The organism is Streptomyces sp. NPDC048603 (assembly GCF_043199475.1).
Taxonomy (GTDB): domain Bacteria; phylum Actinomycetota; class Actinomycetes; order Streptomycetales; family Streptomycetaceae; genus Streptomyces.
Window position 1 is genome coordinate 352175 of record NZ_JBICVY010000008.1, and the last position, 21646, is coordinate 373820.

Sequence of the window (21646 nt, forward strand, 5' to 3'; positions counted from 1 at the left end):
GAAGGCGCCGCCGTAGCGGCAGTCGAGGAAGAGCACCGTGCTCTGGGCCCCCGACTCGCTCTTCAGGCCGTGGCAGGAGAAGTGGAGGATGAGTGCGTCGCCGCGCTTCCGGTCCTCGAAGAAGTCCTCGATCTTCATTTCCGTTACGTGCCGTGGCTCGTTCCTGACCACCTGGACGTCGAAGTTCCCCACCTTGGGATCCGCCAGGACGGCCGCGAGGGCCATGGCGTCCTCGGCCGGCGACACCAACTGCCGGAGCCCGGGATCCTGGTACTCGTCGTTGGCGATGATCAGGGCATGACGCCCGTGGGTCACTCCACCGGCCACGTGTGCGCCGGAGCGTTGAGGTGCATGTACTCGATGTACTGGCGGGTCATCCGCCGCAGTGCCTGGTGCCGGTCCACGTGCGCGATGTCGTGGATGTGGTGGAACAGCTCCGACTGCCACACCGCGCCGTTGCGGCCGCTGACGCACCGCTGTTCGATGATGCCGAGCAGCGGCTCCCGCCAGGCCGCGTCCATGCCGGACCGCTCCAGGCCGAGGTGCGCCATCGGCAGCAGCCGCCTCAGCACCAGCTCGGTCACCGGGATCTGGCCCATCCCCGGCCAGTACAGCTGCGCGTCGATCCCGTGCCGTGCCGCGGTGTGCAGGTTGTCCTCGGCGGCCGAGAAGGACATCCGTGACCACACGGGCCGGTCCTCGTCGACCAGAGCGCGGGTCAGCCCGTAGTAGAAGGCGCCGTTGGACAGCACGTCGGCCACGGTGGGGCCGGCGGGCAGCACCCGGTTCTCCACCCGCAGGTGCGGGACACCGTCGACGACGGCGTAGACGGGGCGGTTCCAGCGGTAGACCGTGCCGTTGTGGAGGGTGAGTTCGGCCAGCGAGGGGGTTCCTCCGCGGTCCAGGGTCTCCTGCGGGTCCTCTTCGTCGCACAGCGGCAGCAGCGCCGGGAAGTACCGTACGTTCTCCTCGAAGAGGTCGAACACGCTGTTGATCCACCGCTCGCCGAACCACACCCGCGGCCGTACGCCCTGCACCTTGATCTCGTCCGGCCGGGTGTCGGTGGCCTGCTCGAACAAGGGGATGCGCGTCTCGCGCCACAGCTCCTTGCCGAAGAGGAACGGGGAGTTCGCCGCCAGGGCCACCTGCACCCCGGCGACGGCCTGCGCGGCGTTCCAGTAGTCCGCGAACTCGTCCGGCGAGACCTGCAGGTGGAACTGGGTGCTGGTGCACGCCGCCTCCGGCGTGATGGTCTCCGCGTAGGTCTCCAGCCGCTCGACCCCGTCCACCGCGATCAGCAGGTCCTCGCCCCGTGCGGCGAAGATCTGCTCGTTCAGCAGGTGGTACCGCGGGTTCTCGGACAGCGCGTGCGGCCCCACGTCCTTCAGTTCCAGCGTCGGCAGGATCCCGATCATGACCAGGTGCGCGCCGATCGCCGCGGCCCTCTCCTCGGCGTGGTTGAGCGCGTCCCGGATCTCCTGCTCCCAGGAGTCGGGACCGCCCGCGGTGAGCCGGCGCGGCGCGATGTTGATCTCCAGGTTGAACCGGCCCAGCTCGCTGGACCAGGAGGGGTCCGCGATCGCCTCCAGGACGTCCGTGCTGCGCATGGCGGGCTCACCGGTGGCGTCCACGAGGTTCAGCTCGATCTCCAGGCCGACCTGCGGCCGCTCGAACTCGAACCGGGACTCCCGCAGCATCCGCGTGAACACGTCCAGACACATGTGCATCTTGTGGCGGAACCGCCGTCGGTCGTCACGGGTGAACACCTGCGCAGGGACGTCGCGACCCATGTCGGCCCTCCCGAGTCTGCTCGGTCCGACCCCCGCCTTCAGCGTGCCACTCCCGGGCCGTCCCGGCCATCGAGGCGGTCAGGTCCAGTCGGGGCCCGGAGCGCGGTGGAGGGCGATCAGCAGACGCCAGACCCGCCCCGCGATCCCCGCCGGGGTTGCCTCGATGAGGCCGTGCAGCCAGTCGGCGAGGATTCCGGCGAAGGTCGCGGTCACGGCCGTGGCGATCAGGTCGGGTTCGGGGGCGCCGGCCAGGGTGCGCTCGGCGCGGCTGCGGGCGCGCAGCTCCTGGTGGAGCACGAGGCCCAGCGGTCCGCCTCCGCCCGGGCGCAGCAACGTGCGGTACAGGCCGGCGTGTTGGGGGAGCCGGTCGAAGAAGGCGGTCAGGGCGGGCGGCGGGGCGGCGGGGTCGGGGACCCCGCGCCAGGCGTGCAGTGCGTCCACGGCCTCGCGGACGATCTCGGCGCAGGCGTCGACGGACAGCGCCTCCAGGTCGGCGTAGTGGAGGTAGAACGTCGCACGGCCGACCCCCGCCCGGCGTACCAGGGCCGCGACGCTGACCTCGTCCAGCGGGCGGCTCGCGCACTCCTCCAGCAGGGCCCCGCGCAGCCTGGCCCGGGTCCGTTCGGTGCGGGGGTCGTCCGGCACGCCGCTCACCCGGCCCGGAGGACGGCGCCGAGCGCCAGTGCGCCGGGCAGTGCCTGGGCGAGCAGGATGCGGCGGTTGGCGGTGAGTCCCCCGTACACCCCGGCGGCCAGCACGCACCCGAGGAAGAAGACCCGGACCTGGAACCCGGTGGGGTCGGCGGCGAACAGGCCCCAGAGCAGACCGGCTGCCAGGAAGCCGTTGTAGAGGCCCTGGTTCGCGGCGAGCGGGGCGGTGGCCCGCGCCAGTTCGGCGTCGAACCCGGAGAGCCTGCGGCCGGGCGCCCGCTCCCACAGGAACATCTCCAGCACCAGGAAGTACGCGTGCAGTGCGGCCACGAGGCCCACCAGCACGGTCGCGGTCGTCTCCATGAACGGTAGCCCCTCGCCAAGTTTGATGGACAGGTGTCCAGAATACATGGACGCCTGTCCATCAGTGCAGGCGGTGCGGTGCAGTGGTTCAGGGTGCGGGGTGGGGGGCCACGACCCTGCCGGCGTAGTTCGCCAGTCGGGCGCGCAGCCGCTCGCGCGGTACGCCGTCCTGGCCGGCCAGTCGCTCCACGAGGTCGGCCCGGGTGGCGGCGAGCAGGGCGTGGGCGGTGAAGTCGGGGTCGTCCAGGTCGGGGATCTGCTCCAGAGCCGACCGCAGCAGGCCGTGCCACCGGGCGTAGTGCTCCGCCTGGTAGAGGCTGCTGGTCCCGCTCTCCTCCAGGGCGAGTGCGAGGCGCCGGTTGTCGAGCTTGAAGCACAGGACGGCGTCGAGCAGGGCGGGCACGCGCTGCTGTGGCGGGGCGGCCGGTCCGAGGGGCGGGGGGCCCGCTTCCGCGGCCTCGCGCACCGGCTCCAGCCGGGCCTCGTACAGGGCGCGGAGCAGCCCGGCGCGGTCGCCGAAGGCGCGGAACAGCGTGCCCTTGCCGACCCCGGCCGCTGCGGCGATGTCGGCCATGGTGAGTTCCTCGGGGCTCTCGGCGGCGGCGAAGAGGGTGTCGGCGGCCTCCAGGACGGCCTGCCGGTTACGGGCCGCGTCCTTGCGGGATCTGCGCTCGGGCCTGCTCTCGGGTCCGGTCTCGGGTCCGGTCTCGGGCTCGCGTTCGGTCTCGGGTGAGGGCACGGGATTCCTCCGGTTGAAAAACGGACCCCGGGTCCGTATTGTCAAAGCGGACCCAGGGTCCGTATATCTAGAGACGGAGGATACCCATGTCCGTGCCCGTATCGATCTCCCCGGCGGAGCTGTACCGCCACAGCCTGAGACTCCTGCTCGACAAGGACATCCCCGGGTGGGTGGGGCTGTGGGCCGAGGACGGGGTGATGGAGTTCCCGTTCGCGCCCCCGGGGTGGCCCCGGAGGCTGGACGGGCGGGAGGCGATCGCCGACTACATGCGCCCCTATCCCGACCACATCGACCTGCACGACTTCCCCGAGGCCGACCTGCGGATCCACGAGACCGCGGATCCGCGGACCATCGTGGCCGAGATGCGCGGCACCGGCCGTCTGGTGGAGGGCGACCGTCCCTTCGACATGGCCTACATCGCCGTGGTGACCATCGAGGACGGACACTTCACCTCCTACCGTGACCACTGGAACCCGCTGGCCGTCCTCGATGCCGGTGCCGACTTCGCGGGGAGTGGCCGATGAGTACGACCGGCGTCACCTCCGTCACCGGCACCACGCTGGTCATCGGTGCCACCGGCACCACCGGCAGCCGCACCTGCGCGCAGCTGGCGGCAGCCGGATACGCGGTCAGGGCGGCCGGCCGGAAGGCCACTCCGGTCGCGGGCGCCGAGGCGGTCGCCTTCGACTGGTACGCCCCCGGCACCCACACCGCCGCCCTCGACGGCGTCGACCGCGTGTACGTGATCCCACCCGTGGGCGATCCCGACCCGGCGGCGGTCGTCCTGCCCTTCCTGCGCCGGGCCCGGGCCGCCGGCGTGCGGCGCGCGGTCCTGCTGAGCGCCTCTTCGATCCCGGAGGGCGGGCCGGCCGTGGGCCAGGTGCACGCGGCGCTGCCCGGCATCTTCGGCGAATGGGCGGTGCTGCGGCCGTCCTGGTTCATGCAGAACTTCACCGGCGGTCATCTGCACGCCCGGAGCATCCGCACCGAAGGGATCATCCGCACCGCCACCGGGACGGGCCGGGTCGGCTTCGTCGACGCCGAGGACATCGCGGCCGTGGCCGTCCGCGCACTGACCGACGTACACGCCCCCGACGCCGATCTCGTACTCACCGGACCCGAGGCCCTCGCTTACGACGACATCGCCGCGGTCGTCACCGAGGTCACCGGCAGGCCCGTGGCCCACCGCGCGCTGACCCACGAGGAGATGCGGGATCGTCTCGCCGCGCTGATGCCCGGGGAATTCGCCGCGATGCTGGCCGGCATGGACCGGGCCATCGCCGAGGGCTCGGAGGACAGGGTCACCGACTCCGTCCTGCGCCTCACCGGGCACCCGGCACGCAGCTTCCGCGCCTTCGCGGAACGGGAGCTGACGTCGGCTCAGTCCGGCTGACGGGCCGGCGGCGACGACCCCGGCCCGTTCCTGCGGTGTGCGACACGGAAACGACGGCAAAGGATTGCGCGTCAGCCTCCTTGAGAATCAGGTGCCGGAGTTGTCGACGAACCCCACGATATCGAGGTACTCGATTTTGGGCGGGACGCCGTAGATCCCCGTCACCTTCTCCACGATCTCCTCCGTGAAGAAGGCGCGGGCTTTCTCCTCGTCGTCCCACACATAGAAGTTCCTTGCCCGAACGCCGTCTTCGTCGAGCATGAAGCTCTTGAAACGAAGGCCGGCCATGCCCTCGAACGGTCCTCGGAGTTCGCCGGCAATCTCTGCCAGAGTTGAACGATCGACCTTGTCGGTCTGCGTGAAAGTCACGAGCACGCCGATCATCGGGCCTCCTGTCGAATGGGTGAGCAATGATCGATCGAGTGACGCTAGCGGCGGATCCTAGTACACGCGGCCGGAAATTCCGGTCGTCAGGTCGCGAGTCGGAGTTGCGGCTCACGCCCGTCACGTCTGCCGGACAGGGCGGGAACAGACTGGACCGATTCAGGCAATCACCGTCCTGACGAATTCGACGATGGCTCCCGCAGAACCTCGGAGAGGGATCCTCCGTGTCGTTCACCGTCAGACGCGCCGGCGCGCCCTGATCCAGCTCTGATGTGGTGATTGCGAGGGTGTCGGCACCCCTGACCATGGCGGTCGCCCACATAGGCCCCTGACCCGCGTGTTCCTATGGTGTGGCGGCACGGAATCGTTCCCGCCCACTGTCCGGAAGTGGTATTCATGGCCGCCTCTGCCACACCGTCAGCGAGCCCTGGCAGCATCAGGAGAGTCGTCGCCGCCAGTCTCGTCGGCACCACCATCGAGTGGTACGACTTCTTCCTCTACGGCTCGGCCGCCGCCCTGGTGTTCAACGCCCTCTTCTTCCCCACGAGCGCCCCCTGGTCGGCACTCTGCTCGCCTTCCTCACGTACGCGGTCGGCTTCGCCGCCCGACCCCTCGGCGGCATCGTCTTCGGGCACTTCGGCTATCGGACCGGCCACAAGAAGCTGCTGGTGCTCGGCCTGCTGATGATGGGCGGTGTCACCTTCGCGATGGGCCTGCTGCCCACCCACGCCGCCATCGGGACCGGCGCCCCCGTCCTGCTGACCCTGCTCCGGCTGGTCCAGGGCTTCGCCCTCGGCGGCGAATGGGGCGGCGCCGTCCTGATGGTCTCCGAGCACGGCGGCGACGCCCGCCGCGGCTTCTGGGCTTCCTGGCCCCAGGCCGGCGCGCCCGGCGGGAACCTGCTCGCCACCGGCCTGCTCATGGTGATCGGGCTGTGGATCAGGATCTCCGTCTCCGAGTCACCGGTCTTCCTCGGCGCCGGGCGGAGGAAGCGGAGGGTGCGGAGTCGTCGGCGTACTCCTGGGCGACCGGGACGGTGTCGCCGGGTACGTACGGCACACCCTCGGCCCGGTCCTGGAGTACGACGCCGGACTCGGCGCCACCCTGGAGGCGTACTTCGCGCACGGCGGCAGCCTCACGCGGACCAAGGACGTCCTGCACGTCCACGTGAACACGGTGGTCCAGCGCCTCGACCGGATCGGCCGGCTGCTCGGTCCGGACAGGAACCGTCCGCCCCGCGCCCTCGAACTCCAGCTCTCCCTGCGGCTGTTCAGGCTGACCCATGCGGTAGATTCCGGAAAATGATTCCAGTTTCGATGGTGGGGTTACCGGCGTGTCAGAGCTGAGGGGGAGCGGGGCCGAGCCGCTGGAGCCGGAGGATCCGCGCCGGATCGGGCCGATTCCGCTCGCGGGCCGGCTCGGTGCCGGCGGTATGGGACGGGTGTACCTCGGGGTCCACGAGGGCCGGTACGTCGCCGTCAAGCAGTTGCTCGCCTCCGTGGTCGGCGAGGACCCGGACTTCCTGCGCCGGTTCGGGCACGAGCTGGACAACCTCGCCCGGCTGCCGGCGGAGAGCACCGCGGAGCTGCTGGCGGGCGACCGTGCCGCGCGACCCCCGTGGTTCGCCACCGCGTACGTTCCCGGGCTGACCCTGCGGGAGGCGGTGGACCTTCACGGCGGCCCCCTGCCGCCCGGCGCGCTGTGGCGGCTGCTCCGGGAGGCGGCGGCCGGCCTGGAGCCGGTGCACGCACGGGACATGGTGCACCGGGACCTCAAGCCGTCCAACGTGATGCTGACCCTCGACGGGCTGGTCCTCATCGACTTCGGCATCGCCCGGGCGGCCGAGCAGAGCAGGCTGACCCGGACCGGGATGGTCGTGGGCACCCCCGCCTACATGGCACCCGAACAGGCCTCGGGCGCACGGGGGCTGAGCGGTGCCACCGACGTGTTCGCACTGGGCTCGGTCCTCGCGTACGCGGCTTGCGGCAGGCCGCCGTTCGGCGACGAGTCGGGCCACGGAGTGCTCTACCGCATCGTCCACGAAGAGCCCGACCTGGAGCCCCTGCGGGTGCTGGACCCGGAGCTCGCCGAGGTGGTCGCGGCCTGTCTGGACAAGGACCCCGACGCGCGTCCCACCGCCGCCGGACTCCTGGAGCGGACCTCGGAGCACGGCCGGGGCGCACCGCCGCCGTGGCCCGGGGCCATCGCCGAACGGCTGTCCGAGCGGGCGGCCTTCGCCGCGGACGTCCGGGAGATCGACGTACCGACGGTCCCGCTCGCGGGCGGAGGGGCGGCGGAGGCGATGCCGGGGGCGTCCGCAGCCGCGGGTTCCGGTGCGGGCCCGAGCACCGGCCCGGATGCCGGCCGGGATGCGGATCCGGGCTCCGCGGAGGGCTCCGGTCCCGAGCTGTCGCAGGGGCCTCAGGGGCCTCAGGGGCCTCAGAGGCCTCAGCGGTCTCAAGAGCCCGAGCGCGCGGCCCCGCCCGCGACGCCGGCCGGGGAGCAGGGGCGGCCCGAGCGGCCGCGACGCAGCCGCCGTACCCGGATCGTGCTCGCCGTCGTCCCCGTGGTCGTGGTCGCGGGCGGCACCACGCTCGTCGTCCAGAACCTGCCGCACACCTCGACGCCGCAGGCCGGGGGACAGGCCTCCCCGTCCGTCTCGGTCTCCGTCTCCGTCGCGGCGCCGACCGCCGGTCCGGCGGCACCCGCCACGGCCGGCGGCCCGTCGGCCCCCGGTTCGTCCGCACCCTCCACCGCCCCGGGCGGCCAGGGCCCGGGAGGGGCCGGCGGGGCAGGAGGAACGGGCCCGCAGCAGAACGCCGCCGGTGGTGCGATGACGGCCGGCCAGGACGGCGGCCCGGGCGGTGGCTCCGGTTCCGGCGGTGCCGCGGTCTCCGGAGGCTCCGGCGGTCCGTCCGGCCCCGGCACCCCCGGAGGCAGCGGAACACCCGCACCGCCCAAGGCGACCACCAAGCCGCCGGCCCAGGCCACCCCGCCCCCCGCCTCGGGCACCGGCCGCTACCGCAACGGCGACAACGGCCGGTGCATCACCCAGGTCTACGGCTCCTCGGCCGCGGGGGACTGTTCGGACGCGTCCGCCCGGTGGACCGTACGCAGCGCCTCGGACGGCAGCTTCAAGCTGGTCAACCAGCAGACGGGCGGCTGCCTGTACTCCAACGGGCTCGGCCAGGCCGTTTTCGTCGGCGACTGCGCCCAGGACACCGGCCGGCTCTGGCGCACGGGATCCGGCGGGAGCCTGCGCAGCCAGTACGGCGGGGGCTGTCTCGACCTCGGCATGACCGAAGGCCTGGTGACCGCCACCTGCGCCGGCGAGGCCTCCCAGCGCTGGACCCGCAGCTAGACGTAGACGCAGGCGCAGAAGCAGAAACAAGGACCTGAGGACGTGAGGACGTAGCGGTGGCGACTCTTCCGGAGATCACGGCCCTGTTGGGCGAACCCCGGTTCAACTGGACGGACCCGACTCCGTGGAGGGAACTGGAGCAGGAACTCGGTGTCGCATTCCCGGCGGACTTCCGTGAGGTCGTGGACGCCTACGGTTCGATCGAGATCAACAAGCAGTTGTATCTGCGGCACCCCGCCGGGCATCTCCTGCACAGTCTCGGAAGGAACATCAGGCTGGATCTCGAGCTCTGGCGCGACGAGGACATGGTGGAGTACCTGCCGAGTCCGGTGGGGGCGAACCCGGGGGAACTGATACCGGTGGCCTCCGCGACGACGGGCGAGGCGGTGTTCCTGCGCCTTCCCGATGGCCCGGCGTCCCCGTGGCGCGTCGTGGTCCAGGAGTTCGACAGTCCGGCCTGGACCCTCTACGAGATGACCTTCGGCGAGTGGCTGCTGGCCTATCTCAAGGGCAGGGACGTGACGTTGTGCTCCCGCAACCGCGCGCCCGACGGCCCGTTCTACGAGTTCCTGCCCTGAGGTACGAAGGTGACACGAGACCGTGGTGGTTCACGACGAGAGTCCGAGTTCACCCGGCGCACACCGGACGGTCGCCGGGCGAACCGCCGGATGTCATCCGGCGGTTCGACGCTCTGCCCGTCCACCCCCCATGGTCCTGACTTTGTCATGGCCCTGATGTTGGAGTCTTCGTGACCCTCAACCGTCACACCAGGCCGGCAGCGCTCACCCTGGGCGCGGCCGCGGTGCTGCTCGCCGCCGCCGTCACCGCCCCGGCCCCGGCCGCTGCCCAGCCCGGGCCCGCCGCGCCGAAGGGCCGCACGGCCCGCACACTGCCCGCGGTGACGCCCACCTCCGAGACCGTGCCGCTGTTCGACGACGAGGAGGGCGGCAACGCCAACGCGGACGACCCCGCGATCTGGCGCAACCGCACCGACCCCGCCCGCAGCCTGGTCGTCGCCACCGCCAAGGAGGGCGGGCTGCGCGTCTACGACCTCGACGCCGCCGAGGTCCAGTCCCTGCCCGCCCCGGCCGGTCCCGGCGCGGACGACGCGCCCGGCCGGTTCAACAACGTGGACCTCGTCCACGGCATGCGCCTGACCGCGGGCCGCGCGGACATCGCGGTGGTCACCGACCGGGGCAACGACCGGCTCCGCTTCTACCGGATCGACCGCAACCGCCCGCAGGGCCCGCTGACCGACATCACCGACCCGGCCGCCCGCCCGGTCTTCTCCGCCGACCAGGCCGAGATCAACGAGCAGCGGACCGCCTACGGCCTGGCCACCTGGACCGACCCCGCGTCAGGGCGCTCGTACGCGCTGGTCAGCCGCCGCCACGAGACCCGGGTCGCGCTCCTCGAACTCCTCGCCACGCCCGGCGGTACCGTCGGCTACCGGCAGGTCCGCACCCTCGACCTGCCCTCCTCCTTCCGCATGCCGAACGGCGCGTCCTGGACGCCGTGCGGCGAGCCCGGCGAACTGCCCCAGGTCGAGGGCATGGTGGTCGACCCGGCCAACGGCGTGCTCTACGCCGGCCAGGAGGACGTCGGCATCTGGCGCGTCCGCGCCGACCTCACCGGTCGCCCCGAACTCGTCGACCGGGTCCGCGAGTACGGCGTGCCGGCCGTGTACGACGAGGCGACCGAGGAGTGCACCGCCGGCGCCGACCCCGGCTTCGGGGGCCGCCACCTGACCGCCGACGTCGAAGGGCTCACCGTGATCGGCGAACCCGGCGGCGACGGCTACCTCATGGCGTCCAGCCAGGGCGACAACACCTTCGCCTTCTACGACCGCGAGGTCGACGAGGACAACGAGTACGAGGCCGGCCTGCGGATCACCGCCCGCTCCCGCGAGCTCGACGGCTCCGAGGAATGCGACGGCGCGGCCGCCCTCAACCAGCCGCTCGGCCCCAAGTACCCGCGCGGCCTCCTGGTCGTCCAGGACGGCCACGACGCCCCGCACGACGGCGAACGCACCGCCACCGGCTTCAAGTTCGTCGACCTCGGCAAGGTGCTGGACCGCATCGACGACTGACCCCGCGCGGTACCCCGGAAAGCCTGGTCCCGAGTTCCGGGACCCGGCTGCCCGGGCTCCGGGCACTCCTCGACCCGGCCCACAGTCCCGTCACTGCTCGTGACGGATCAGTGACGCTGTGATCACGGTCGTGCGGCAGGCTGGCCACCACCGCACAGCGAGAGGAGGACCGGTCGTGCCCGTCAGCCCCACGTTCCCAGGCGTGTACATCGACGAGGTCAGGAGCGCGGTCCACACCATCACCGGGGTGCCGACCTCCGTCGCCGCGTTCGTCGGGGCCGCCCTCCGCGGCCCGACCGACGCCCCCGTCCACATCACCAGCTTCGCCGACTACCAGCGGATCTTCGGCGGCGTCACCCCCGGAGGGCAACTCGGTTACGCCGTCCACCAGTTCTACGCCAACGGCGGCAGCGAGGCCGAGATCGTCCGCATCGTCCACACCGGGGACAGCGAGGACGCCAAGAACGCCAAGGCCTCCACCGTCGAACTCGACGGCCCGAAGAAGGTCCACCTGGTCGCCCGCGGCGAAGGGCTCTGGGGAGACCGGGTGCGGGTCCGGGTGGACCACGACACCAGTGAACGGCTCCCGGCCGGCACCGCGCCCACCCTCTACAACCTCACCGTGCTCGACCAGGGCACCGGAGCCCTCGAACGCCACCTCAACATCAGCTCCCGCCCCGAGGACCCGAACTCCCTCGACAAGGTCCTCGGCACCTCCGCCCTCCTCACCGTCCCCGCCACCGGGGCCGTGCTCGACGCGGTGCCCACCGCCCACGAGGCCATCACCCCCGCGGACCCCAGCCAGGATCCCTTCGACGACGCCAGGCCCGGCCGCTACGCCCGGGCCCGCGGCGGCGCCGACGGCGACCCCCCGCAGCTCTCCGACTACCGCGGCGGTGCCACCGGAGAGGCCGACAAGAAGGGCCTCCACCAGCTCCTGCGGACCGACATCTTCAACCTGCTCTGCCTGCCCGGGGCACCCGCGGCCGCCCTGGCCACGGCCGCCCGGCTGTGCGTGGACCGGCGCGCCCTGCTCATCGTCGACCCGCCCGCCGCCTGGCGCACCGTCGACGCCGCCGCGACCGCCATGGCCGCCCCGCCGGTCGCCGGCGACGACGCCCGCAACGCCGTCGTCTACTTCCCCGACCTGGTCATCCCCGACCCCGCGGGCAACGGCAGTCCGACGACCGTCCCGCCGTGCGGCACCGTCGCCGGCATCATGGCCCGCACCGACGTCCAGCGCGGCGTGTGGAAGGCCCCGGCGGGCACCGCCGCCTCACTCGCCGGGGTGACCCGGCCCGCGACCCCGATGACCGACCGGGAGAACGGCCGGCTCAACCAGCTCGGGGTGAACTGCCTCCGCTCCTTCCCCGTCCTCGGCCCGGTCGTGTGGGGCGCACGTACGCTGCGCGGCGCCGACCGGCTCGCCGACGAGTGGAAGTACCTGCCTGTCCGGAGGCTGGCGCTGTTCATCGAGGAGAGCCTGTACCGCGGCACGCAATGGGTCGTGTTCGAACCCAACGACGAACCCTTGTGGGCTTCCGTCAGGCTCAACGTCGGCGCCTTCATGAACGGCCTGTTCCGGCAGGGCGCCTTCCAGGGCGCCACCGCGCGGGAGGCCTACCTCGTCAAATGCGACCGGGAGAACAACCCGCAGAACGACATCGACCGGGGCATCGTCAACATCGTCGTCGGTTTCGCCCCGCTCAAGCCGGCCGAGTTCGTGATCATCCACATCGAACAGCTCGCCGGACAGCTGCAGGTCTGAGGTCCCCGGCATCCGGTCCACCAGGTCTGACGTCGTGATAAGGAGCCGTCGTTGGCCATCACCGCGCGGGTCGACCCGCTCAAGAACTTCCGCTTCCGCGTCCGCTACAGCGACAGCACCGTGCCCTTCCTCGGCGTCCACAAGATCACCGGGATGAAGCGGACCGTCGAAGTGGTCAAACACCGCGACGGGGGTTCCCCGTCCACCAGCGCCAAACTGCCCGGACGCGTCGAGTACGACCCGATCGTCCTCGAACGCGGCGTCACGGTGAACGGCCACGAGTTCGAGAAGTGGGCCAACAAGACGTGGAGCTTCGCCAACTCGGCGTCCGGACGGGAGACCTCGCTGAAGGACTTCCGCCGCGACCTCGTCATCGACATCCACGACGAGACCGGCCAGAAGGTGCTCTCCTACCACGTCTTCAACTGCTGGGTGTCGGAGTACCAGCCGCTCTCCGAACTCGACGCGAACGCCAACGCCGTCCTCGTCCAGCACATCACCCTGCAGAACGAGGGCTGGGTACGCGACGTGGCCATGCCGCCCGCGGCCGAGGTCTCCTTCGACGACCCGGCGGTGTGACAAGTGCGGGCTCTGACGCAGGACCGGTTGCTGCGCGGCTGGGAGGACGCCGTGGGCCGCACGCCGACGGCCCGCGCCGTCGCACTCGCCGCCGCCGCGGGCGGGCACACCGGCGAACAGGCCGGTGACCTGCCCCTGGGCACCCGCGACGCGCTCCTGGCCGACCTGCGGGACGCCTGCTTCGGCGGGGACCTGGACTGCCTGGCCCGGTGTCCCGCCTGCGGCGCCGAGCTGGAGGTGGCCGTCCCGCCGGCGGACCTGCGCGGCCCCGCCGCACCGGTGCCGGCCGAAGCGGTCCTGGAGGCCGGCGGCCACCGGGTCCGCTACCGCGCCCTCACCAGCCGCGACCTCCTCGCCGTCGGGCCGGCCCCGGTCCCGGCCGCCGAGGCGCGCCGCCGGCTCGTGGCCCGGTGCGTGCTCGACGTCGACGGCACGCCGCCCGCGGACGGCACCCTGCCCGAGCCGGTGTTCACCGCCGTCGCGGAGGCACTGCCCGCTCTCGACCCGCGCGCCGACATCCGCCTCGACCTGACCTGCGCCGTCTGCGCCCATGTCTGGGCGGCCCCGGTCGACGTCGCCGCGCACGTCTGGGCCGACGTCGACGCGTGCGCCCGCGGCCTGCTGGCCGACGTACACGTCCTCGCCCGGGCCTACGGCTGGCACGAGGAGGAGATCCTGGCGCTCAGCCCGGCACGGCGGCGCTTCTACCTGGAGGCGGTCGGCGCATGAGCGATTTCCTCGACCGGGTCCTGGACCGGGTCCACGGCCGGACCGACCCCGCCGCCGTAAGCCCCCGCCCGCTCTCCCTCTTCGACCCGCCACCGGCGCTGTCCGACCCCGGCCGGCCCGGGGACGGGCAGGACGGCCCGGCCGGAGCCTCCGGCGCCGCCGGAGCCGAACCGGGCGCGGCGGTCGGGGGCGCGGCCCGCCCGGGCGGGCCCGGAGCCGGCCGAGCCAGGCAAGCCGGCGTCCGTACGGCTGCCGCAGGTCCGGACGGCTCCCCACCGGGTGCGGCACCGTCCACGCGCGGATCCCGTACGCCGGCCCGGCCGTTCGCCGCGGGCCCGACCGGGAGCGGGGCCGCCGGGGCCCGTCCCGCCCCGCCCGCTTCCCGCGGCGGCAGCCCTCCGGCCCCGCCGACGGGGCTCCGTGCGGCACCCGCGGAACACGAAGCGCCGCCGGGGGAAGGCCCGTTCACCGCGACGGCCACCACGATGCCGACCGGGACCGGGACCGGGACCGAGACCGGAAGCGGGACCGGGACCGAGACCGGAAGCGGGACCCGCACGGGAACGGGAACGGGAAGCGGGCCGTGGGCCGCGGTGGCCGCGTACGGCCGCTCCGCGGCCGCGTCCGGCGGGCCCGCAGCGGCCGGGTGGGCCGATCGGCGCACGGAGCCGCCCGCCGGGCGTACACCGCAGCCGCCCGCGGAGACCACCGTCCACATCACCATCGGCCGGCTGGAGATCCGTTCCGGCGGCACCGGCGGGACCGCCGGCACACCCGCCCCGGCCCCCGTACGCCGCACCCCGCGCGAGCCCTCCGTCCCGCTCGACGCCTACCTGCGCCGCCGCCGGGGCGGTGCCACGTGAGCGACGCTCGGGCCATCGAGGCCGTCACCGAGACCCTGCGGGCACTGGTCGAGGACGGGATCAAGACCGTCGAACCGGGTGCCACGGCGGTCGCCCGGCCCCCGCACCGGGTCAGTCCGACCGGGCAGCCGGGCCTCGTCAACCTCTTCCTCTACCGCACCGCGACGGCCCCGGAGCGGCGCAACGAGCCACCGCCCGGACTGCTCCCCGGCGAGACCGGGGAACCAGCACTGCCCCTCGTGCTGCACTACCTCCTCACCCCGTTCGTACAGGGCGACGACGACCTCGTGGCCCACCGGCTGCTCGGCGCCGCCCTCCAGGCCCTGCACACGCGGCCCCTGCTCACCCGGGCCGAACTCGCCCAGACCGCCGCCTTCAGCGACCTCTCGCGACAGCCCGACCACATCCGGATCACCTGGCACGGGGTCGACGAGAAGGAGATCTACTCGCTGTGGAGCGTCTTCCAGACGCCCTACCGGCTCACCGCGGCCTTCGAGGTGCGCGCCGTCCTCATCGACTCCCGGCGGCCGGCCCGTGCCCCGCTGCCCGTGCTCGCGCGCGGCGCGGACGGACGCGGACCGCAGGCCGCGGCCGACCCCCGGCCGGCCACCCCGGCGGTCCACCGGCTGCGCTACCCGGGCGGCAGGCCGGCCGCCCTGGCCGGCGACACCGTGGAGCTGCACGGCACCCACCTGTCCGGTGTGACCGGGGTCCGGCTCACCCGTCTCGCAGCCGCCCCGGCCCCCACCGGGGCCGCCGTCGACATCCCGGTCGCCGCGCCCGCCCCGGGCGGCCCGGTCCTGCTGCCGCTGCCGGGTGGTCTCGCCGCCGGCGTGCACGCCCTGACCCTGCTGGGCGGCAGCCCGCGGGCCGAACTCCCGGTGGGCCCCTGGTACCTCGCCCTCGCCCCGGCGATCACCAGCACGATGCCGGCCACCGTCGACCGGGACGGTGCGGGAACCGCCCGGATCACCCTGACCGCCGACCCTCCGTTCACGGCGGACCAGCGGGTCTCCCTGCTGCTCGGCGCCGACGCCCACACCGCGCGCGAACTCGCCGGGAACACCGTGCGCTTCGCGATCGAACGCGCCCGCCCCGGCAGCCACCCCGTCCGGCTCCGCGTGGACGGCGTCGACAGCCTCCTCGTACCCGACCGCACGGCGGACCACCCCGCCTACGACCCGACCCAACGGCTGACGGTGACCTGATGCCCACGACCGACCCATGGGAGCACCACAACGCCGAGTTCCTCGCAGCCTCCCTCACCTGGCTGCGCACCCTCCTCCACCAACATGTGCAACCTCCGCCCGCCGTGGGTGCAGGCGAGCTGCCCGCTGCCGCCGTGTGGGCAGGCGTGCCGCAGGGCGATGGGGGTGCCCCCTGCTCGAGCGGAGTCGAGAGCTTGGGGGAGGGTGGGCACACGGCACCGCAGCCCGCCTCCGCAGCCCCGACCCCGCCGGACGCACCCCCACGGTCACCCTGGCGCCGCCGCCCACCCCGACAGCCGCAGTCCGACTGTGGAACGCCCCCAGTCGGAGCGGGAGCCGGCGTCGGCGCCAGCGCCAGCGCCGGCGTCGGCGCCGAAGCCCTGGCCGCCGCCCAGGCCCGCCTCGCCGCCGCCGAAGCGGCAACCACCCCGCCGCCCGCCCTCGTCACCCTCGCCACCCGCCTGAACCTGACCCGCTTCGAGCGCGATCTCCTTCTCATGAGTCTGGCCGAAGAACTGGACCCGTCCATGGGCGGATTGTTCGCCGCCGCCCACGGCAGCCCGGCCATGCCCTTCCCCACACCCGGCCTCGCGCTCGCCGTCCTCCCCGGCCCGTCCTGGGAGGCGGTCTCCCCGCACGGCCGCCTGCGGTACTGGCGGCTGGTGCGGATCACCCGCGCGCCCGGCTCGGCCGTGGTGAACAGTCCGATGCGCGCCGAGGAACGCATCGTCGACCACGTCCGTGGACTCGACCACCTCGACGAACGGCTGGCCCATCTGGTCACCCCCCTCCCGCGTGCCCCGCACCCCGAGCTCCCGGCCTCCCAGCGGGCCGCCGTGGAGCAGTGCACGGCGGCCTGGGACCGCGCCCCGGCCGCCCCGCCCGTCCTCCATCTCGTAGGGGCACAGCCGGGCAGCAAGCGACTGGTCGCGGCCTGCGCCGCGGCCGCGTTCGGACTGCCGGCGTACCGGCTCCCGGCCGCCCTGCTGCCGGCCCGGGCCGAGGAGACCGAGGAGCTGGCCCGGCTCTGGGCACGCGAGGCCGCCCTGCTGCCGTCGGCCCTCTACCTCGACGCCGACGACGACGCGCAGGCCGGATCCGGGTCCGGCCACGCGCCCGGATCCGAGTACGGCTCCGGCCACGCCTCCGGGCACGACCCCGCGGCCGTCGCCCGCTTCATCGGCCGGGTCGACGCCCCCGTGATCGTCAGCTCCCGCGAGGCCGCCCCCGGCCTCGGACCGGATCCGGACTGCGGCGGGACCGGGCGCGGCACCGTCGTCGTCGACGTCGGGCCGCCGACCCCGCGCGAGCGGGCCGACGCGTGGCGGGAGGCGCTCGGTCCGGCCGCCGAGGGCGTGCACGTCGACCTGCTCGCCCGGCAGTTCGCCCTGGACCTGCCCGCGATCGCCGAGGTGGCCGCGGCGCACGAGCCGGGCCGGCTGTGGGACGCCTGCCTGCTGCGGAGCCGCTCCCGGCTCGACGGCCTCGCCCAGCGCCTGCGCCCCGAAGCCGGCTGGGAGGACCTCGTCCTGCCCGGGCCGGCGTGCGACCGGCTCCGGCAGATCGCCGATCAGGTGACCCGCCAGGGGACCGTCTACGACACCTGGGGCTTCGCCGACCGGCTGACCCGAGGGCTCGGCGTGACCGCCCTGTTCACCGGCCCCAGCGGCACCGGCAAGACCATGGCCGCCGAGGTGCTCGCCCGTGAACTCGGCCTGGACCTCTACCGCACGGACCTCTCGGCCGTGATGAGCAAGTACATCGGCGAGACCGAGAAGAACCTCCGCCGGCTGTTCGACGCGGCCGAGGCCGGCGGCGCGGTGCTGTTCCTCGACGAGGCGGAAGCACTGCTCGGCAAGCGGAGCGAGGTAAAGGACGCGCACGACCGGTACGCCAACGTGCAGGTCGACTACCTCTTGCAACGGCTGGAGTCCCACCGGGGGCTGGCCATCATGGCGACCAACATGCGCTCGGCGCTGGACGCCGCGCTGGTACGCCGGCTGCGGTTCGTCGTGGAGTTCCCGTTCCCGGACGCGGACCGCCGCCGCGAGATCTGGCGGCGCGCCTTCCCCGCGGCGGCGCCGGGCCGTGACCGGCTCGACTACGACCGGCTGGCGCGGCTGGACGTGAGCGGCGCCATGACCCGCACCATCGCGGTCAACGCAGCCTTCCTCGCTGCGGCCGCCGGGACCGCGATCACCATGCCGCTGGTGCTCCGGGCGGCCCGCGAGGAGTTCCGCAAGCTGGAACAGCCCGTACGGGAGCGGGACTTCCTCTGGACCGAGCCCGGCACCGGGCCCACGTCCCTGCCGCCACAGCCGCAGCCGCAGCCGCCCGCGGAGCCCCCGCGGCCGATCCCGACCGGTGAGGTGCCGTCATGAGGGTGGAACTGCACATCGAACGCCTCGTCGTGGACGCCGCCCAGCTGCACGGCACCCATCCACCGGCCCGGGAACGCGAGTTCCGGGAGGCGCTCACCGCCGAACTCGCCGCTCTGCTCAGCGGTCCCGCCCCGTGGGCCCCGCGCCGCACCCGGTCCCTGACCGTTCCGGCCACCACCCCGCCGGACGCCCCGCCGGCCGCTCCACCGCCCGCTCCGCCGGACGCCCCCGGAGGAACAGCGGCAGCCTCCGGCCGGGCAGCCGCCCGCTCCCTCTACGCCGCCCTCGCCCCCGGAACCCCGTCCGCCCGCACCGCACCGCTCCGCCGGGAGGCGCCATGACCGGCTTCCCCGGGGCACCCCGGGTGATCCGCGGCGGCTTCGTCCTGCTCGACCCGGGCACCGCCCGCCCCCTGCGGACGGTACCGTTCCAGTTCAATCCCGACTCCCTCTCCCGCACCCTCCAGCCCCAGGGCATCGGCCCCGAGCCCGGCGACCGCCTGGAGGCACAGCGCCTGAAGGGCCCGCCCCACGAGACGTACAGGTTCGAGGCCGAATTCGACGCCGCCGAACAGCTGGAGGACCCGGAGGGCCATCCCCAGGAGGCCGCGCACGGCCTGCTGCCCGTCCTCGCGGCCCTGGAGAGTGCCTTCTACCCGCCCCTCGGGCAGCTGCTCGCCGAGGACCGCATGGCCTCCCTCGGCATGATCGAAGTGGCGCCGGTCGAAGCACCGCTGACGGTCCTGGTGCTCGGCCGGGCCCGGGTCCTGCCGGTCCGGATCACCGAGTTCGGGGTGACCGAAGAGGCCTTCGACACCGCCCTGCACCCGATCCGCGCCAAGGTCGCCGTCACCGCGCGGGTGCTGACCGTCGACGACCTCGGCTTCCACCACAAGGGCGGCCTGCTCTACCTCCAGCACCACGAAGCCCGGGAACGGTTCGCCGCGCAGGTCACCCGTACCCCCTCCGACCTCGGCCTCGGCCTCGGCAGCCTCTGAAGGAGCCGGCATGTTCAGCGCCACCAGCCGCTACCACGACCTCCCCACCGCCACGCTCCGGCTGCCCGACGGCCGCACCGTCACCTATGTCCGCCGCCGCCCGATGCCCGACCCGGACACCCTCACCACCATCGCGGTGCACGTGGTCGCCCACCGCGAACGGCTGGACCACATAGCCGCCCGGCACCTCGGCGACCCCGAGCAGGCGTGGCGGATCGCCGACGCGCACCGGGTCCTGACCCCCGCCGAACTCACCGCGCGCCCCGGCCGGAGGCTGCGCGTCACCCTGCCCGCGGGCCTGCTCCAGGGCGCGGCCCTCCTCGCTCCGGGCGGGGGCCCGGGTGACCGGTAGCCTCCGCCTGATGCTGCTGATGGGGCCGGTGCTGGCCGTCCCCGTCCCCGCACCGCTCACCGACGCCCTCCAGTCGGTGAAGGTGACCACCACCTCCGGGCAGGCCGGCGGCTTCCAGCTGACCTTCGCCGTCAGCGCCCGCTCCGTCATCCAACAGGCCCTGCTCCCGGCCGGATTCTTCGACCCCGGCATCCGGGTGGTCCTCGTCGCCGTGGTGGGCGGCACCCCCACCGTCCTCTCCGACGGGATCATCACCCAGCAGGAGACGGCACCCAGCGCCGAGCCCGGCGCCTCGCTCCTGACCGTTACCGGCGAGGACCTGAGCGTCCTCATGGACGTCCGCCACGTGCGCGCCTGTCACCCCGGCATGCCCCACCACGTGCGGGTCCTCACCATCTGCGCCAAGTACGCGGCGTACGGGATCGTGCCGCTGGCCGTGCCGCCCGTACTGGCCGACGTACCCGACCCCGTGCGGCACATCCCGCTGCAGGCCGGCACCGACCTCGCCTACCTCAAGTCCCTCGCCGCGGAGGTCGGATACGTCTTCCACCTGGAGCCCGGCCCGGTGCCCGGGAGCAGCCTGGCCTACTGGGGCCCGCAGGTCCGCACCGGGCCGGTCCAGCCCGCCCTGACCCTCGGCGCCGGGGCCGCGGCCACCGTGGAATCACTGGACTTCACCTACGACGGGCTGTCCCGCACCCAGTACACGGTGACCCTCACCGAACCCACCAGCAAGATCGGGATCGACCTGCCGGTCCCCGACGTCAGCCTGCTCCACCCGCCGCTCGCCGCCCGGCCCGCCGTCGCCCTCCGGCACGAGCCGCTGCCGGACCTCGGCGGCCGTTCGGTGACCGAGGCCCTGCTCCTGGGCCTGAGCCGCACCTCGACCGGGGCCGACGCGATCCGCGGCACCGGCACCCTCGACGTGCTGCGCTACGGGCACGTACTGCGCGCCCGCCGGCTGGTCGGCGTACGCGGTGCCGGTACCGCCCACGACGGCCTCTGGTACGTCGCCGGCGTCACCCACGACATCAAACGCGGCGCGTACAAGCAGCAGTTCACCCTCACCCGCGACGGACTCGGCTCCCTGACCCCGGTGGTGACCCCGTGACCAAGGCAGCGCCCCCCTTCCACGGCCTCTATCAAGGGGTCGTCGTCTCGAACACCGATCCGCTGCGCACCGGCCGGCTGCTGGTGCGCGTCGCCGACGTGCTCGGCGACGACCCCTGCGTATGGGCGAGTCCCGCCACCCCGCTCGCCGGGCCGGCCAGCGGGATGTACGTCGTCCCGCTCGTCAACTCCGGGGTCTGGGTGCAGTTCGCCGAGGGCGACCCCGACCGGGCGGTGTGGACCGGCTTCTGGCGCGGGAGCGCCGCCGAACTGCCGCCCGTGGCCCAGGCGGCACCCGACGGCACCCCGCAGGTCGTCATCGGCACACCGGCCCAGACCTGCCTCCTCCTGTCCGACCTCGGCGGACCCACCGGCGGCATCCTGCTGCAGCTGAAGGGGCCGGCGGGGCCCTACATCCGGCTGCACGAAGGCGGCATCGAGATCGGCGCCTCCGCCGCCGGTCCCACGATCAAGGTGACGCAGGCCGGGATCGACCTCGGCAACGGCGCGCTCACCGTCCTGCCGGGGTGACCGCGATGCCCTCCAAAGCCTCCTTCGTGGTCACCACCGCCGCCGTCATCACCTGCGGCCACCTCGGGAAGGTGCAGGACAGCCCCGGCCAGCTCCGGGTGCTGGCCGGCGGCGCCCCGGTGGCCACCGCCGCCGACCTGCTGACCGTCACCGGATGCCCGGGCGTGTCCGGTTCACCGCCGTGCACGGGCGTCGCCTGGACCGGACTCGCCGCCCGGGTGCTCGCCGGCGGCCGGCCCGTCCTGGTGCAGAACCCGCCGCCCGCCGGTCCGGTGCCGGGGGCCGGGGTGTGTGCGGGACCGCCGCCGGTGACACCCCTGGTACACCTCATCCAGCTCCGCGTGACGGCGGGGTAGCGG

General features: G+C 73.5%; 22 protein-coding genes and 3 pseudogenes. 19 read left to right on the plus strand and 6 right to left on the minus strand.

Annotated elements, in window-relative coordinates; translation table 11 throughout:
- Positions 1–48 precede the first annotated feature (48 nt).
- From ACGFQ9_RS21945 to ACGFQ9_RS21965, 5 genes and pseudogenes are all read right to left on the minus strand, one after another.
- Positions 49–327 (minus strand): annotated as a pseudogene (locus tag ACGFQ9_RS21945) (caspase family protein); the annotation flags it as partial.
- The gene (locus ACGFQ9_RS21950; RefSeq protein ID WP_393575791.1) at positions 312–1790 is read right to left on the minus strand and encodes a glutamate-cysteine ligase family protein; all 1479 of its coding nucleotides are present in this window, start codon (positions 1788–1790) and stop codon (positions 312–314) included. The pseudogene ACGFQ9_RS21945 and the gene ACGFQ9_RS21950, both read right to left, overlap by 16 nt.
- 78 nt (positions 1791–1868) lie before the next feature.
- Positions 1869–2435: a TetR/AcrR family transcriptional regulator gene (locus tag ACGFQ9_RS21955; RefSeq protein ID WP_393575793.1), complete on the minus strand. Its 567-nt coding sequence runs from the start codon at positions 2433–2435 to the stop codon at positions 1869–1871.
- Between the two features lie 5 nt (positions 2436–2440).
- Positions 2441–2803 (minus strand): DUF1304 domain-containing protein, encoded by a 363-nt coding sequence (locus ACGFQ9_RS21960; protein WP_393575794.1) that lies wholly within the window; start codon positions 2801–2803, stop codon positions 2441–2443.
- An 88-nt stretch (positions 2804–2891) separates the two neighbouring features.
- On the minus strand, positions 2892–3431 hold the full coding sequence (locus ACGFQ9_RS21965) for a TetR/AcrR family transcriptional regulator (RefSeq protein ID WP_393576003.1): 540 nt from the start codon (positions 3429–3431) through the stop codon (positions 2892–2894).
- 197 nt (positions 3432–3628) lie between these two features.
- Here ACGFQ9_RS21965 and ACGFQ9_RS21970 point away from each other — a divergent pair, with 197 nt between their 5' ends.
- Positions 3629–4066, plus strand: a complete 438-nt coding sequence (locus ACGFQ9_RS21970; RefSeq protein WP_393575795.1) for a nuclear transport factor 2 family protein — start codon at positions 3629–3631, stop codon at positions 4064–4066.
- Positions 4063–4935: an NAD(P)H-binding protein gene (locus ACGFQ9_RS21975; RefSeq protein ID WP_393575796.1), complete on the plus strand. Its 873-nt coding sequence runs from the start codon at positions 4063–4065 to the stop codon at positions 4933–4935. The genes ACGFQ9_RS21970 and ACGFQ9_RS21975 overlap by 4 nt, the downstream gene beginning before the upstream one ends.
- A gap of 87 nt (positions 4936–5022) precedes the next feature.
- On the opposite strand, the gene ACGFQ9_RS21980 is transcribed toward ACGFQ9_RS21975, so the two are convergent.
- Positions 5023–5319: a hypothetical protein gene (locus ACGFQ9_RS21980; RefSeq protein ID WP_393575798.1), complete on the minus strand. Its 297-nt coding sequence runs from the start codon at positions 5317–5319 to the stop codon at positions 5023–5025.
- 396 nt (positions 5320–5715) lie between these two features.
- Here ACGFQ9_RS21980 and ACGFQ9_RS21985 point away from each other — a divergent pair.
- The 17 genes and pseudogenes from ACGFQ9_RS21985 to ACGFQ9_RS22065 form a co-directional block, all read left to right on the plus strand.
- Positions 5716–6308: pseudogene (locus ACGFQ9_RS21985) on the plus strand (MFS transporter); the annotation flags it as partial.
- Positions 6309–6321: 13 nt separating this feature from the next.
- Positions 6322–6624: pseudogene (locus tag ACGFQ9_RS21990) on the plus strand (PucR family transcriptional regulator); the annotation flags it as partial.
- A gap of 28 nt (positions 6625–6652) precedes the next feature.
- Complete coding sequence (locus tag ACGFQ9_RS21995; protein ID WP_393575799.1) at positions 6653–8680, plus strand: protein kinase; 2028 nt, start codon at positions 6653–6655, stop codon at positions 8678–8680.
- A gap of 56 nt (positions 8681–8736) precedes the next feature.
- Positions 8737–9258, plus strand: coding sequence for an SMI1/KNR4 family protein (locus ACGFQ9_RS22000; protein WP_393575800.1), 522 nt, complete (start codon positions 8737–8739; stop codon positions 9256–9258).
- A 170-nt stretch (positions 9259–9428) separates the two neighbouring features.
- The gene (locus ACGFQ9_RS22005; protein WP_393575801.1) at positions 9429–10769 is read left to right on the plus strand and encodes a phytase; all 1341 of its coding nucleotides are present in this window, start codon (positions 9429–9431) and stop codon (positions 10767–10769) included.
- Between the two features lie 202 nt (positions 10770–10971).
- Entirely contained in the window at positions 10972–12537 is a 1566-nt protein-coding gene (locus tag ACGFQ9_RS22010) for a phage tail sheath family protein (protein WP_393575803.1), read from the plus strand.
- Positions 12538–12588: 51 nt separating this feature from the next.
- On the plus strand, positions 12589–13116 hold the full coding sequence (locus ACGFQ9_RS22015) for a phage tail protein (RefSeq protein WP_393575804.1): 528 nt from the start codon (positions 12589–12591) through the stop codon (positions 13114–13116).
- Positions 13117–13119: 3 nt separating this feature from the next.
- Complete coding sequence (locus ACGFQ9_RS22020; RefSeq protein ID WP_393575805.1) at positions 13120–13845, plus strand: hypothetical protein; 726 nt, start codon at positions 13120–13122, stop codon at positions 13843–13845.
- The gene (locus tag ACGFQ9_RS22025; RefSeq protein WP_393575807.1) at positions 13842–14708 is read left to right on the plus strand and encodes a hypothetical protein; all 867 of its coding nucleotides are present in this window, start codon (positions 13842–13844) and stop codon (positions 14706–14708) included. The genes ACGFQ9_RS22020 and ACGFQ9_RS22025 overlap by 4 nt, the downstream gene beginning before the upstream one ends.
- The gene (locus ACGFQ9_RS22030; protein ID WP_393575808.1) at positions 14705–15916 is read left to right on the plus strand and encodes a DUF4255 domain-containing protein; all 1212 of its coding nucleotides are present in this window, start codon (positions 14705–14707) and stop codon (positions 15914–15916) included. The genes ACGFQ9_RS22025 and ACGFQ9_RS22030 overlap by 4 nt, the downstream gene beginning before the upstream one ends.
- Complete coding sequence (locus tag ACGFQ9_RS22035) at positions 15916–18297, plus strand: ATP-binding protein (protein ID WP_393575810.1); 2382 nt, start codon at positions 15916–15918, stop codon at positions 18295–18297. The genes ACGFQ9_RS22030 and ACGFQ9_RS22035 overlap by 1 nt, the downstream gene beginning before the upstream one ends.
- Complete coding sequence (locus ACGFQ9_RS22040) at positions 18294–18638, plus strand: hypothetical protein (protein ID WP_393575811.1); 345 nt, start codon at positions 18294–18296, stop codon at positions 18636–18638. Before ACGFQ9_RS22035 ends, ACGFQ9_RS22040 begins: the two co-directional genes overlap by 4 nt.
- Positions 18635–19294, plus strand: coding sequence for a hypothetical protein (locus ACGFQ9_RS22045; protein WP_393575812.1), 660 nt, complete (start codon positions 18635–18637; stop codon positions 19292–19294). The genes ACGFQ9_RS22040 and ACGFQ9_RS22045 overlap by 4 nt, the downstream gene beginning before the upstream one ends.
- 10 nt (positions 19295–19304) lie before the next feature.
- A complete protein-coding gene (locus tag ACGFQ9_RS22050) occupies positions 19305–19646 on the plus strand; it encodes a LysM domain-containing protein (protein WP_393575813.1) in 342 nt (113 codons plus the stop codon).
- Positions 19647–19656: 10 nt separating this feature from the next.
- Complete coding sequence (locus ACGFQ9_RS22055; RefSeq protein ID WP_393575814.1) at positions 19657–20757, plus strand: hypothetical protein; 1101 nt, start codon at positions 19657–19659, stop codon at positions 20755–20757.
- Positions 20754–21287: a phage baseplate assembly protein V gene (locus ACGFQ9_RS22060; protein ID WP_393575815.1), complete on the plus strand. Its 534-nt coding sequence runs from the start codon at positions 20754–20756 to the stop codon at positions 21285–21287. The genes ACGFQ9_RS22055 and ACGFQ9_RS22060 overlap by 4 nt, the downstream gene beginning before the upstream one ends.
- Before the next feature lie 5 nt (positions 21288–21292).
- The gene (locus ACGFQ9_RS22065; RefSeq protein WP_393575816.1) at positions 21293–21643 is read left to right on the plus strand and encodes a hypothetical protein; all 351 of its coding nucleotides are present in this window, start codon (positions 21293–21295) and stop codon (positions 21641–21643) included.
- Positions 21644–21646 lie beyond the last annotated feature (3 nt).

Bases quoted from the DNA above. Each gene is read 5' to 3' on its own strand.
- ACGFQ9_RS21950 (WP_393575791.1), bottom strand. From the start codon at position 1,790: ATGGGTCGCGACGTCCCTGCGCAGGTGTTCACCCGTGACGACCGACGG.
- ACGFQ9_RS21960 (WP_393575794.1), bottom strand. From the start codon at position 2,803: ATGGAGACGACCGCGACCGTGCTGGTGGGCCTCGTGGCCGCACTGCAC.
- ACGFQ9_RS21970 (WP_393575795.1), top strand. From the start codon at position 3,629: ATGTCCGTGCCCGTATCGATCTCCCCGGCGGAGCTGTACCGCCACAGC.
- ACGFQ9_RS21975 (WP_393575796.1), top strand. From the start codon at position 4,063: ATGAGTACGACCGGCGTCACCTCCGTCACCGGCACCACGCTGGTCATC.
- ACGFQ9_RS21980 (WP_393575798.1), bottom strand. From the start codon at position 5,319: ATGATCGGCGTGCTCGTGACTTTCACGCAGACCGACAAGGTCGATCGT.
- ACGFQ9_RS22025 (WP_393575807.1), top strand. From the start codon at position 13,842: ATGAGCGATTTCCTCGACCGGGTCCTGGACCGGGTCCACGGCCGGACC.
- ACGFQ9_RS22035 (WP_393575810.1), top strand. From the start codon at position 15,916: ATGCCCACGACCGACCCATGGGAGCACCACAACGCCGAGTTCCTCGCA.
- ACGFQ9_RS22040 (WP_393575811.1), top strand. From the start codon at position 18,294: ATGAGGGTGGAACTGCACATCGAACGCCTCGTCGTGGACGCCGCCCAG.
- ACGFQ9_RS22045 (WP_393575812.1), top strand. From the start codon at position 18,635: ATGACCGGCTTCCCCGGGGCACCCCGGGTGATCCGCGGCGGCTTCGTC.
- ACGFQ9_RS22050 (WP_393575813.1), top strand. From the start codon at position 19,305: ATGTTCAGCGCCACCAGCCGCTACCACGACCTCCCCACCGCCACGCTC.
- ACGFQ9_RS22055 (WP_393575814.1), top strand. From the start codon at position 19,657: ATGCTGCTGATGGGGCCGGTGCTGGCCGTCCCCGTCCCCGCACCGCTC.
- ACGFQ9_RS22065 (WP_393575816.1), top strand. From the start codon at position 21,293: ATGCCCTCCAAAGCCTCCTTCGTGGTCACCACCGCCGCCGTCATCACC.